The following is a 13093-nucleotide window of genomic DNA, read 5'->3' on the forward strand; positions in this document are numbered from 1 at the left end:
GGTGCCTGAAAACCTCCCCAACGTCCCCGAGCTGTTGCGCACGGCGGTGCGGTCGCTGGGCGGTGCCGAGCGGTCCAACCAGCTGACCATGGCTTCCGCCGTCGCGCATTCGATCGACACCGGGGAGCACCTGGCCGTCCAGGCCGGAACGGGTACCGGCAAGTCGCTGGCCTACCTCGTGCCGAGCGTCCGGCACGCCGTGCAGAGCGGCAAGACGGTCATCGTCTCGACGGCCACCATCGCGCTGCAGCGTCAGCTGATCGACCGCGACATGCCGCGGCTCGCGGACGCGCTCGAGGGTTCCCTCGGCCGCAGGCCGCACTTCGCGATCCTCAAGGGCCGCAACAACTATCTGTGCATGAACAAGATTCACACCGGGACCGCGGAGGAGCCGCCGGCCGACGAGCTGTTCGACCCGTTCGCGGTGTCCCGGCTCGGCCGTGAGGTCCAGCGGCTCACCGAGTGGTCCTCGGACACCGAGACCGGCGACCGTGACGACCTGGCCCCCGGGGTCAGCGACAAGGCGTGGCGCCAGGTCAGCGTGACGGCCCGCGAGTGCCTCGGCAAGTCCCGCTGCCCGGTCGGCGAGGACTGCTTCGCCGAACGGGCCCGCGCGGAGGCGTCGCAGGTCGACGTCGTGGTCACCAACCACGCCCTGCTCGCCATCGACGCCATCACCGGAATCGCGATCCTCCCCGAACACGACGTCGTGGTCATCGACGAGGCGCACGAACTGGTCGACCGCGTCACCAACGTCGCCACCGCGGAGTTGGCGGCGTCGACGATCAGTGCCGCGGCGCGGCGCTGCGCGAAGCTCGTCGAGGAGCAGGACGCCGATCGTCTCGAGGCGGCGGGCGAGGGCTGGGCGGCACTGCTCGAGGAACTGCGGCCGGAACGGTGGGAGGCGCTGCCGCCCGGCGCGGCGCCCGCGCTCGCCGCGGTCCGCGACGCCGCCTGGTCGCTGCGCACGGCCATCGGCCCGTCCCGTCCGGGCATGGCGTTGAGCGACCCGGAGGCTGCCGCGGCACGCAACACCGCGCTCGCGTCGGTCGAGGAGGTCCACGACAGCGCCGTCCGCGTTCTCAGCGCATTCGATGAGCCGGATCCGGCCAAACGTCACGACGTGGTGTGGCTGGCCGCCGACGACAACCGCGGGTCGATCCGCCGGGTGGTGCGGATGGCGCCGCTGTCGGTCGGCGGGCTGCTGCGGTCCCGGCTGTTCGCCGAATCGACGGTGGTCCTGACATCCGCGACGCTGACCGTGGGCGGATCTTTCGACGGTCTCGCCGTCAACTGGGGGCTTCCGGCCGAATCGTCCGTCGTGATCGATCCGGCGACGGCCACCGGGTCCGAGGCACCGTCCGACGCGAGCACGCTCAAATGGAACGCCCTCGACGTCGGGTCGCCGTTCGACCACGCCCGCGCCGGCATCATCTACATCGCGAAGCAACTGCCGCCGCCCGGGCGGGACGGCCTCTCCCCTGCGTATCTCGACGAGATCGCCGAACTCGTCGAGGCGGCGGGTGGGCGGACGCTCGGATTGTTCTCGTCGATGCGGGCCGCGAAGGCCGCGTCCGAGGCCATGCGCGACCGGCTCGACACCCCGATCCTGTGCCAGGGCGACGACTCGACGGGCGCACTCGTCCGGGCGTTCGCCGGCGACGAGCCCACATCGCTGTTCGGCACGTTGTCGCTGTGGCAGGGCGTCGACGTGCCGGGCCCGTCCCTGAGCCTCGTGATCCTCGACCGCATCCCGTTCCCGCGCCCGGACGACCCGTTGCTGGTCGCCCGGCAGAAGGCGGTCGAGTCGCGCGGCGGCAACGGGTTCCTTTCCGTCGCAGCCAATCATGCGGCACTGCTGCTCGCGCAGGGTGTGGGACGTCTGCTGCGCAGCGTCGACGACAAGGGTGTGGTGGCGGTCCTCGATCCGCGGCTCGCCACAGCCCGCTACGCCGGGTATCTGCGGGCGTCGTTGCCGCCGTTCTGGGAGACTTCGGATCCGGAAGTCGTGCGCAAGGCGCTGGGCCGGATCCGCGACTCGCGTCCCTGAACGCGCTCGCGCCGGCCCGAAACTCTCTCATGTACTGAGTCGGACAGCGGATCGGTGCGCACCTATGCTCGACCGATGGACCTTGCCATCTCAGTCCGCGGACTCACCAAGAAGTTCGGTGAAGTGCTCGCCCTCGACGGCCTCGATCTGGAGGTGAAGCCGGGTGAGGTGCACGGTTTCCTCGGGCCCAACGGCGCGGGCAAGTCCACGACCATCCGGGTGCTCCTCGGTCTGCTGCGCGCCGACGGGGGTTCGGCGTCCGTTCTCGGTGCCGATCCGTGGCGGAATTCCGTTCCCGTGCATCGGCGGCTCGCCTATGTGCCGGGCGAAGTGAACCTGTGGCCCAACCTGTCCGGCGGCGAGGCGATCGACCTGCTCGGGCGACTGCGCGGCGGACTCGATCCGGTCCGTCGCGCGTCGCTGATCGAGCGGTTCGAACTCGACCCCACCCGGAAGGGCCGCACCTACTCGAAAGGCAACCGGCAGAAGGTCGCCCTCGTGGCCGCGCTCGCCGCCGACACCGAACTCCTCATCCTCGACGAGCCGACGTCGGGCCTGGACCCGTTGATGGAGGCGGTGTTTCAGGAGTGCATCACCGAATTCGCGCGCGGCGGGCGCACGGTGCTGCTGTCCAGCCACATCCTCGCCGAGGTGGATGCGCTGTGTCACGCGGTGACCATCATCCGGGCGGGCCGGACGGTGCAGGCGGGAACGCTCTCCGAGCTGCGGCATTTCACCCGGACGACGGTGACGGCGACGACCCGGATCAAACCCAATCCCATCGGGAACGTCCCCGGTGTGCACAACCTGCAGAAAGGTGAGGACCCGAACACGGTGACATTCGACGTCGATTCCGATCAGATCGACCCCGTCATGACGACGTTGACGGGGCTGGGCATCGTCTCGATCACCGCCAATCCGCCGACGCTGGAGGACCTGTTCCTCCGCGAGTACCGCGACGAGGTCGAGGCGCTCGGGATCGGACGGCCGCAGTGAGTCAGCTGAGCGGAACGGCCGTGCTCGCCGAACTGGCGGTGCGCACCGACCGCGTCCGGATTCCGGTGTGGACGGTCGCGGTGGCGGGTCTCACCATCCTGATCGCGTCGAGTTATTCCACCATCTACCCGACCGCCGAATCCCGGCAGGCCCGTGCCGAACTGATCTCGTCCCCGGCCGCCACCGCCCTTGCCGGGCCGGGTTATGGGCTGGACGACTACACGCTGGGTGCGATGGTGGCCAACGAGATCGCCGGCATGACGATGGTGGCCGTGGCGATCATGTCGGTGCTGTTGGTGACGCGGCATCTGCGGACGGAGGAGGAGACCGGGCGCGCGGAGCTGGTGCGCGCCGGCGTCGTCGGGCGGTACGCGGGTATCACGGCCGGACTGGCCTCGGCGGCGCTCGCCAATGTGTTCGTCGCACTGCTGCTGGTCGTCGGGTTGCTCGCCGTGGGTCTGCCTCCGGTGGGTTCGCTGAACATGTCGGCGGGGGTGCTGGTCGTGGGTCTGGTGTTCACCGCGCTGTCGGCGCTGGCGTCGCAGTTCACCGAACACGCCCGCGCGGCAAGTGGTGCCGGGATCTGCGCGGTCACCGTCGCGTACCTGCTGCGGGCGATCGGTGACGTGCAACAGGGACACAGCGGGAGCCTGCTGACATGGGTGTCGCCGATCGGCTGGTCGCAGGCCACCCGCGCGTACGTCGACGAACGCTGGTGGCCGTTGCTGATCGGCGTCGTCGCGGCAGCGCTGACCGTGATGTGCGCGTATGCTGCCATCGGTCGCCGGGACGTCGGGGCGGGACTCCTTCCGCCGCGGGGCGGGCGCGCCGAGGCGTCGCCCCGCCTGACCGGTGTCACCGCACTGGCAGCGCGTCAGCAGCGCGGATCGATTCTCGCGTGGGGTGTCGGCGTGTTCGCGCTGTCGCTGCCCATCGGTTCCCTCGGCAGGCAGATCAGCGACTTCATCGAACAGGATCCTGATCTCGCACAACTGCTGCCGGGTGGCGCGGCCGCGGCCGCCGACGGCGCGTTCGCCCTGTACCTGGTGTTCCTGGTGGTGATGGCCGCGATGTACGCCGTCGGCGCCGTCGCGTCGATCCGCTCGGAGGAATCTTCGGGTCGCGCCGAGGAAGCCTTGGCCACCCCCGTCCCGCGGGCGCGGTGGCTCGGTGGCCAGCTGGTCGTGATCGCGGCCGCGGCAGTCGCGATCGCGGTGACGGCCGGGGTCGGCATGGGGATCACCGCGGCGTTCACACTGTCCGATGCGGGCGCGCTGGGCCGGTTGACCGGCGCGGCCCTGAACACGGTGCCGGCAGTGCTCGTGATCGTCGGATCGTGCGCGGCCCTATACGGGTTGGTCCCTCGCGCGCTGCCGGCACTGTGGGCGTTCGTGGGCTACGTTCTCGTCGCCGGCATGTTCGGGGAGGTCCTCCCGGACTGGTTCGGGATTCTCTCCCCCTTCCACTACACGCCGGCGCTGCCTGCCGAAAGCTTCTCGGCCACTCCCCTCGTCGTTCTGCTGCTTCTCGCGGCGGCCCTGTTCCTCGCCGCCGTCGCCGGCTTCCGGCGCCGGGACGTCGGCCCGTGAACCGTGCCGAGCCGGTCAGGGGTTCGGCACCGTCACCAGGCCCAGCTCCGACGGATCGACGAGCAGATCGTGGTGCGGAAGCACCCGCACCGTGTACCCGACCGATCCGGACAGCGGCAGCGCCAGGTCGGCGACGAACAACTCCCCGGACTCGTCCGACGCCGAATGGGTCATGGGGACGGTCACGATGTCGGTGAGTTCCTCGTCCGGTCCGGCCTTGCCGATCACGGCCTGCACGGTGACGTCGTCGACGGACAGTTCACCGAGCCGGATGCGGGCGCGGAGGACCAGGTTCGCTCCGATCTCGGGGGTGTCGGGCAGCCCCGCGCCGTCGACCTGAAGGACCGTCACCGCGGGCCACGCGGCCTCGACGCGGCGACGGAACGCGGCGAGTTCGCGGGCGCCGCCGAAGTTCTCCGCCGCCACCGTCCGGGCCGACGCGGCGGCGGGCGCGTAGTACTGGACGGCGTAGTCGCGCACCATCCGTGACGCCAGCACCTTGGGGCCGAGGTTCTGCAGCGTGTGACGCACCATCTCCACCCAGCGCACCGGCAGTCCGTCCGCGCGGTCGTAGAACCTCGGCAGGACGGCGCGCTCGAGCAGTTCGTACAGTGCGCTGGCCTCGAGATCGTCCCGGCGGGTCTCGTCGACGACGCCGTCCGCGGTCGGGATGGCCCAGCCGTTCTCGCCGTCGAACATCTCGTCCCACCAGCCGTCGCGGATCGACAGGTTCAATCCGCCGTTGAGGGCCGACTTCATCCCCGAGGTGCCGCACGCCTCGAGCGGGCGCAGCGGGTTGTTGAGCCACACGTCGCAACCCCAGTACAGGTACCGCGCCATCGACATGTCGTAGTCGGGGAGGAACGTGATGCGGTGCCGGACGTCGGCGGCGTCGGCGAACCGCACGACCTGCTGGATGAGCGCTTTCCCGCCGTCGTCCGCGGGGTGACTCTTCCCGGCGACCACGAGCTGCACCGGACGCTCCTCGTCGAGGAGGAGGGCCCGCAGCCGCTCGGGGTCGCGCAGCATCAGCGTCAGCCGCTTGTAGGTGGGCACGCGGCGGGCGAAGCCGACGGTGAGCACGTTCGGGTCGAACACCTCGTTCGTCCAGCCGAGCTCGGCGGACGTCGCGCCGCGTTCGATCCAGGACGCCCGGACCCGTCGGCGCACCTCCTCGACGAGTTTCCCGCGCAGCGCGTTGCGGGTCGCCCACAGCTCGTCGGCGGACAGATCCTGCAGACGCTCCCAGCCGCGGGCCTCCTCCACCAGTTCGGGGCCGAGGATGCGGGTGGCGAGGTCGATCCACTCGGGTGCCGCCCAGGTGGGTGCGTGAACACCGTTGGTCACCGAGCCGATCGGCACCTCACCGGCGTCGAAGCCCTGCCACAGCGGCTGGAACATCTCCCGGCTGACGATGCCGTGCAGCTTGGACACCCCGTTCGCTCGCTGACCGAGACGCAGGCCCATGTGGGCCATGTTGAACACGGACGGATCCGATTCGCGGCCGAGTCCGAGGATCCGGTCGATCGTCAAACCCGGCAGCAGCGAGGATTCGTTTGCGCCGTTGTCGCCACCGAAGTAGTGCCGCACGAGGTCGGCGGGGAACCGATCGATTCCCGCGGGAACGGGGGTGTGGGTCGTGAAGACGGTGCCGGCGCGGACCGCGGCCAGCGCCTCGTCGAAGTCGAGTCCGCCGGTGGTGACCAGTTCGCGGATCCGCTCGATGCCGAGGAAACCGGCATGCCCCTCGTTCATGTGGAAGACGGCGGGGTCGGGCAGGCCGTAGGCGTGGGTGTAGGCGCGCACCGCGCGGACGCCCCCGATGCCGGCGAGGATCTCCTGTTTGATGCGGTGGTCCTGGTCGCCGCCGTACAGGCGGTCGGTGACGCCCCGCATCTCGGCGTCGTTCTCCGCGATGTCGGAGTCGAGCAGCAGCAGCGGGACACGCCCCACCTGGGCGATCCACACGCGGGCGCGCAGCACCCGGCCGCCGGGTACCGCGACGTGCACGAGGACGGGCGCCCCGTCCGACGACTGAGGCCCGGACTCGGTGAGCAGGCGCAGCGGCAGCCCCTGCGGATCGTGCGGCGGGTAGTGCTCGGCCTGCCAGCCGTCCGCGGTCAGCGACTGCCGGAAGTACCCCGAGCGGTACAGCAGCCCGACACCGATCAGCGGCAGTCCCAGATCGGATGCCGCCTTCAGGTGGTCGCCTGCGAGAATTCCGAGGCCGCCGGAATAGTTGGGCAGCACTTCGCTGACCCCGAACTCCATTGAGAAATATGCGATCCCGCCGTCCAGCGACACGCCCTTGGCCTGCTGGTTCTGATACCAGCGGGGCCGGGACAGGTAGTCGTCGAGGTCGGCGGCAGCGGCGTCGAGCCGGGCCAGGAACGCGACGTCCTCGGCCAGTTCGTCCAGGCGGGCGGGGTCGACCTCACCGAGCATCCGGACCGGGTCGAACTGCACCTGCCGCCACAGGTCCTCGTCCAGCAATCCGAACAGTTCCTGCGTGGCCGGATGCCACGACCAGCGAAGATTGGTGGACAGCGGACCGAGGGCAGCGAGCCGCTCCGGAAGGTGGGCTCGGACAGTGAACCGACGCAAGGCTTTCACCTCGCGAACGATAACGCACTGCGGGCGTCGTTGCGCCGTGTCGGGCCGGGTGGACGCCAGATCTCCAATACGGACAGGAACCGGTCGACTCCATTACGGTTGAACGGGCGGCCCAGCCCACGAGCCGCCGGCAACTTCCGGCTATGGAACGGAGCCCAGTGTGACAGGTCGACTCGGAATCGACGACGTGGAACCGAACGTCGGGTGCGGCCGCTTTCCCGCCAAGGCCGTTGTGGGTGAGGTGTTTCCCGTCCGGGCAACCGTGTGGCGCGAAGGTCACGACGCCGTGGCCGCCACGCTCGCGGTGCGGGGGCCGCGCAGTGCCGCTTCGGGTGGCTCGGCGACGTTCCGGATTCCCATGACCAGCGGTCCGGTGCCCGACACCGTGGACGGCTCCTTCACCCCGACCGGCGAGGGCCTATGGACGTTCCGCATCGAGGCCTGGAGCGATCCGGTCACCACGTGGAAGCATGCGGTCGAGGCGAAGTTGGCGGTCGGGCAGGGTCCCGCCGAACTGGCCAACGACCTCGAGATCGGTGCGCGGTTGTTCGACCGCGCCGCGAAGGGCGTCCCTCGCGCGGACCGCTCGCGGCTGACCGGGGTCGCCGCGTCGCTGCGGTCCGACCGTCACCTCTCCGAGCGCGTGGCTCCGGCGTTCGGCTCGGACGTGACCGAACTGTTGCGCGCGCACCCGCTGCGCGAACTGGTCACGAAGAGCGAGGCGCACACCGTGCTCGTCGACCGCACGCGTGCCCTGTTCGGGTCGTGGTACGAGTTCTTCCCGCGATCCACCGGCGGCCGGGACGAGAACGGCAAGCCCCGGCACGGAACGTTCGCGACGTCCGCGGCGGCGCTTCCCCGCATCGCGTCGATGGGTTTCGACGTGGTGTACCTGCCGCCCATCCATCCGGTGGGAAAGATCAACCGGAAGGGTCCCAACAACACGCTGACCCCGGGCCCCGAGGACGTCGGTTCGCCGTGGGCGATCGGCTCGGACGAGGGCGGCCACGACGCGATCCATCCCGAACTCGGGACGATGCGCGATTTCAAGGCGTTCATCGCCGCCGCCCGGAAGCTGAACCTGGAGGTGGCGATCGACCTGGCCCTGCAGGCCGCGCCGGACCATCCGTGGGCGAACAAGCACCCCGAATGGTTCACCGTCCTCCCCGACGGCACCATCGCCTACGCCGAGAACCCGCCGAAGAAGTATCAGGACATCTACCCGGTCAACTTCGACGACGACCGCGACGGCATCTACGCGGAGGTGCTGCGCGTGGTGCGGCACTGGGTTGCCGCGGGCGTCAGGATCTTCCGGGTCGACAACCCGCACACCAAACCGGCGGACTTCTGGGAGTGGCTGATCGCCGAGGTCAAGAAGTCGGACCCGGACGTCCTGTTCCTGTCCGAGGCTTTCACCCGTCCGGCGCGGTTGTACGGCCTCGCCCGCCGCGGGTTCACGCAGTCCTACACGTATTTCACGTGGCGGACGGCCAAGTGGGAGCTGACGGAGTTCGGCAAGGAGATCGCCGCCAAGGCCGACGAGGCGCGCCCGAACCTCTTCGTCAACACCCCGGACATCCTGCACGAGAGCCTGCAGACCGGCGGTCCGGGAATGTTCGCGTTGCGCGCCGCACTGGCGGCGACCCTGTCGCCGACGTGGGGGGTGTACTCGGGATACGAACTGTACGAACATGTTCCGGTGCGCCCGGGCAGTGAGGAGTACCTCGACTCGGAGAAGTACCAGCTGCGTCCGCGCGACTTCGAGGGCGCGGCCGCGCGCGGCGAGTCCCTGGAACCGTGGATCACCGCGCTCAACCGGATCCGCAGGCAGCATCCGGCGCTGCAGCAGTTGCGCAACATCCATTTCCACCACGTCGACAACGATGCCCTGATCGCGTACTCCAAGTTCGACGCCACCACCGGCGACGCCGTGCTGACGGTGATCAACCTCAACCCCTACGGCGCCGAGCAGGGCAACGTGTGGCTGGACATGCCCGCGCTGGGCCGCGACTGGCACGACCACCTGACCGTGCTCGACGAGGTCACCGGGGAGCAGTACCACTGGGGACAGACCAACTTCGTGCGCCTCGAACCGTGGCGGGCCGTGGCCCATATCCTGGCATTACCGTCGATTCCCTATCCGGCCAGAACGAAACTGGCCTACCGCGGAGGTACCTAGTGACCGTCGAACCGCCTGTCGCCATCGCACCCGACGCCGCCGACCTCGACCTGCTGGCCCGGGGCGAGCACCACGACCCGCACTCGATCCTGGGCGCGCACCCGCATCCCGAGGGCACGGTGATCCGCGCACTGCGCCCCTACGCCGAGGCCGTCGACGCCGTCATCGGTGGGACGAGTTTCTCGCTGGAGCACCTCGCGCACGGCGTGTGGGGGGCGCTGGTGCCGTACCGGGACCTGATGGACTACCGGCTGTCCACGACGTGGCCGGGTGGTCACAACGACGTCTCCGCCGACGGCTACCGGTTCCTGCCCACGCTCGGCGAACTCGACCTGCACCTGTTCGGTGAGGGCAGGCACGAGCGGCTGTGGGAGATCCTCGGCGCGCACCGCCGCCGCTACGACACCCCCGATGGCACCGTCACCGGCACCTCGTTCGCCGTGTGGGCGCCCAATGCCCGCGGGGTGAGCGTGATCGGCGATTTCGACGGATGGAGCGGGCGGAACTTCCCGATGCGGGTGCTCGGGTCGACCGGGGTGTGGGAGTTGTTCGTCCCCGGTATCGAGGTCGGCGACCTGTACAAGTTCCGGGTCCACGGCCGTGACGGCAGTGTGCGCGACAAGGCCGACCCCATGGCCTTCGCGACGGAGGTCCCTCCCGCGACCGCGTCCCGGGTGTCGGTCAGCACGTTCGAATGGAACGACGCCGACTGGCTGGCGCAGCGGGCGGCCACCGAGCCCGCGCAGTCCCCGATGAGCGTGTACGAGGTTCACCTCGGTTCGTGGCGTCCCGGGCTGAACTACCGCGAGATGGCCGAGCAACTCGCCGCCCACGTCACGGAGACGGGGTTCACGCACGTCGAACTGCTGCCGGTCGCCGAGCACCCGTTCGGCGGGTCCTGGGGATACCAGGTGACGTCGTACTACGCGCCCACGTCACGGTTCGGCTCCCCCGACGACTTCCGGTGGTTCGTCGACCATTTGCACGCCGCAGGCATCGGGGTCATCGTCGACTGGGTTCCCGCCCACTTCCCCAAGGACGAGTGGGCGCTGGCCCGGTTCGACGGCACACCGCTCTACGAGCACAGCGATCCCCAGCGCGGCGAGCAACTCGACTGGGGCACGTACGTGTTCGATTTCGGGCGTCGCGAGGTGCGCAACTTCCTCGTCGCCAACGCGCTGTACTGGCTCGACGAGTTCCACGTGGACGGTCTGCGCGTCGACGCGGTCGCCTCGATGCTGTACCTCGACTATTCGCGGCCGGAGGGTGGCTGGACACCGAACATCCACGGCGGCAGGGAGAACCTGGAGGCGGTGGCGTTTCTGCAGGAGACCAATGCCACGGTCCACAAGCAGCACCGGGGGGTCGTCACCATCGCCGAGGAGTCGACGGCGTGGCCGGGTGTCACCCGCGCGACCAACGTCGGCGGTCTCGGTTTCAACATGAAATGGAACATGGGGTGGATGCACGACACCCTCGGATTCCTGGCGCACGACCCCGTCCACCGCAGCTATCACCATCACGAGATCACGTTTTCCCTGATGTACGCGTGGAGCGAGAACTACCTGCTCCCCATCAGCCACGACGAGGTGGTGCACGGCAAGGGCACGCTGTGGACGCGGATGCCCGGCGACGACTGGGCGAAGGCCGCCGGAGTGCGGGCCCTGCTGGCGTACATGTGGTCGCACCCCGGCAAGCAACTGCTGTTCATGGGTCAGGAGTTCGGGCAGACCGCGGAGTGGTCCGAGGAACGCGGGCTCGACTGGTATCAGCTCGACGACCCGTACACCGGCGGCTTCCACCGCGGTCTGCTCCGGCTCGTCCACGATCTCAACGCGACGTACCGCGAGCACCCGGCGTTGTGGACTCTCGACACGTCACCGGGCGGGTTCTCCTGGATCGACGCCAATGACACCGCGAACAACGTCCTGAGCTTCCTGCGCTACGGAACCGACGGGTCGATCCTGGCGTGCCTGTTCAATTTCTCGGGTTCCCCGCACGCGAATTATCGTGTGGGCTTGCCAGAACGGGGCGAATGGCGTGAAATTCTCAACACCGACGCCGAGGTCTACGCGGGATCGGGTTGGGGAAATCTCGGTGCGGTGACGGCAACTTCGCAGCCGTGGCACGGCCGTCCCGCCTCGGCAGAGGTGGCACTGCCCGCGAACGGCGCGATCTGGATGAGTCTGGAGCGTTGATGAAGGCACGGCCTTGCTGATCCGACGTCGGTTGTGGGCTGCGAGCATGGGCGTTCTGGCCGCGACTGTGGTCGTGCTGTCGGGGTGCACGCGTTCGGTGGACGGTGAGGCCGCGTCCATCTACGACGATCCGTTCAAGGTGGCGGGCCTCGACGCCACGTCGGGTCCGAGCGGTGCCCGCAAGGGCGCGCCCGACGCCGACCTCCCCGTCACCGGCACCGACGGCGGTGAGATCGACACGATGGCCGCCAACGCGGTGAGCGACATCGAGGGCTACTGGCGCACCGAGTTCCCGGCGCTGTTCCAGCGCAAGTTCGAGCCGGTCGAGGAGTTGATCTCCTGGGATCCGCGGGATTCCGACGGCCCCCGGTTCTGCGGGGACAGCACCGAGGAACTCCTCAACGCCGGCTACTGCAGCACCGACCACACCATCGGCTGGGACCGGGCGCTGCTACTGCCGGAGGTCGTGGAGAAGTTCGGCATCGTCGCCGCCGTCTTCGTGCTGGCACACGAATACGGGCACGCCGTCCAGACGAAGGCGGGAATCGCCGACGAAAACGTGGGCGGCGGCATCGTGCGGGAACAGCAGGCCGACTGTTTCGCGGGGGCGTTCATGCGGCACATCGCGGAGGACAAGGCGCCCCATTTCACGCTGAACACGTCGGACGGGCTGAACAAGGTGCTGGCGTCGGCGGTGGCGATCGGTGACACCGACCCGAACGATCCGGACAACGTCCACGGCTCGGCGTTCGAACGGGTCACCGCCACCCAGATCGGGTTCACGGACGGCCCCGCAGCGTGCACGCGCATCGACGAGAAGGAGATCGACTCGCGTCGCGCGGACCTGCCGCAGCGGTTCGCCGACGACACCGACGACGGTGAACTTCCCGTCACCGAGGAGTCCGTCGAGGCGTTCTTCACGTCGTTCCAGCAGATCTTCGATCTCAGCGATCCGCCCGCGCTGCAACTCGACGGCGCCGACCTCGACTGCGCGGACGCGGCCGCGACGGAACCGGTGTCGTACTGCCCGGCGACCAACACGATCGGGGTCAGTGTCGACGCCCTCGCCGAACGCGGCACACCGGGGCGCCTGGGCCGCCGCGAGCTCTTCCAGACCAAGCTCACCGGCGACTACAACGCGTACGTCCTCCTCGCGTCGCGGTACACCCTGGCGCTGCAGCGGGACCGGGGCGACGAACTGCACTCACCGCAGACCGCACTGCGGGCCGCCTGTCTGTCCGGTGTCATCACCAGCGCGCTGAGCCCGGCCAGTCCGGCCACCCTGGCGGAGGGCAGCGTGTGGTTGTCGCCCGGCGACCTCGACGAGGCGGTCTCGGGGCTGCTCACCGACGGACTCGCCGCCAGTGACGTGAACGGGGAGACCGTGCCGAGCGGGTTCTCCCGGGTCGACGCGTTCCGCACCGGCGTGCTCGGAGGCGAGCAGGCCTGCGAGGGCCGCTACCGCTGA

At 69.4% G+C, this 13093-nt stretch carries 7 protein-coding genes; 6 read left to right on the forward strand and 1 reads right to left on the reverse strand.

Annotated features, from left to right (window positions below):
• The first annotated feature begins 1 nt into the window (after window position 1).
• The 3 genes from ROP_RS05690 to ROP_RS05700 all read left to right on the forward strand — a co-directional run bounded on the left by ROP_RS05690 (window position 2) and on the right by ROP_RS05700 (window position 4635).
• Complete coding sequence (locus ROP_RS05690; protein ID WP_012688379.1) at window positions 2-2050, forward strand: ATP-dependent DNA helicase; 2049 nt, start codon at window positions 2-4, stop codon at window positions 2048-2050.
• Window positions 2051-2125: 75 nt separating this feature from the next.
• Window positions 2126-3046: an ABC transporter ATP-binding protein gene (locus tag ROP_RS05695; RefSeq protein WP_012688380.1), complete on the forward strand. Its 921-nt coding sequence runs from the start codon at window positions 2126-2128 to the stop codon at window positions 3044-3046.
• A complete protein-coding gene (locus tag ROP_RS05700; protein ID WP_012688381.1) occupies window positions 3043-4635 on the forward strand; it encodes an ABC transporter permease in 1593 nt (530 codons plus the stop codon). Before ROP_RS05695 ends, ROP_RS05700 begins: the two co-directional genes overlap by 4 nt.
• Window positions 4636-4650: 15 nt before the next feature.
• Here the strand turns inward: ROP_RS05700 and glgP are convergent, their stop codons facing one another.
• Window positions 4651-7248, reverse strand: coding sequence for an alpha-glucan family phosphorylase (gene glgP / locus ROP_RS05705; protein WP_012688382.1), 2598 nt, complete (start codon window positions 7246-7248; stop codon window positions 4651-4653).
• A gap of 160 nt (window positions 7249-7408) precedes the next feature.
• On the opposite strand from glgP, the gene ROP_RS05710 reads away from it, so the two are divergent.
• Genes ROP_RS05710 through ROP_RS05720 form a run of 3 tightly spaced genes read left to right on the forward strand, consistent with a single transcriptional unit; the run spans window position 7409 to window position 13093 of the window.
• Window positions 7409-9427: an alpha-1,4-glucan--maltose-1-phosphate maltosyltransferase gene (locus tag ROP_RS05710; RefSeq protein ID WP_012688383.1), complete on the forward strand. Its 2019-nt coding sequence runs from the start codon at window positions 7409-7411 to the stop codon at window positions 9425-9427.
• Window positions 9427-11625, forward strand: coding sequence for a 1,4-alpha-glucan branching protein GlgB (gene glgB, locus ROP_RS05715; RefSeq protein ID WP_012688384.1), 2199 nt, complete (start codon window positions 9427-9429; stop codon window positions 11623-11625). Before ROP_RS05710 ends, glgB begins: the two co-directional genes overlap by 1 nt.
• Window positions 11626-11671: 46 nt before the next feature.
• On the forward strand, window positions 11672-13093 hold the full coding sequence (locus ROP_RS05720) for a neutral zinc metallopeptidase (RefSeq protein ID WP_012688385.1): 1422 nt from the start codon (window positions 11672-11674) through the stop codon (window positions 13091-13093).

The sequence above is a fragment of the Rhodococcus opacus B4 genome, assembly GCF_000010805.1.
Lineage (GTDB): Bacteria > Actinomycetota > Actinomycetes > Mycobacteriales > Mycobacteriaceae > Rhodococcus_F > Rhodococcus_F opacus_C.

Bases quoted from the DNA above. Each gene is read 5' to 3' on its own strand.
- ROP_RS05695 (WP_012688380.1), top strand. From the start codon at position 2,126: ATGGACCTTGCCATCTCAGTCCGCGGACTCACCAAGAAGTTCGGTGAA.
- ROP_RS05720 (WP_012688385.1), top strand. From the start codon at position 11,672: ATGGGCGTTCTGGCCGCGACTGTGGTCGTGCTGTCGGGGTGCACGCGT.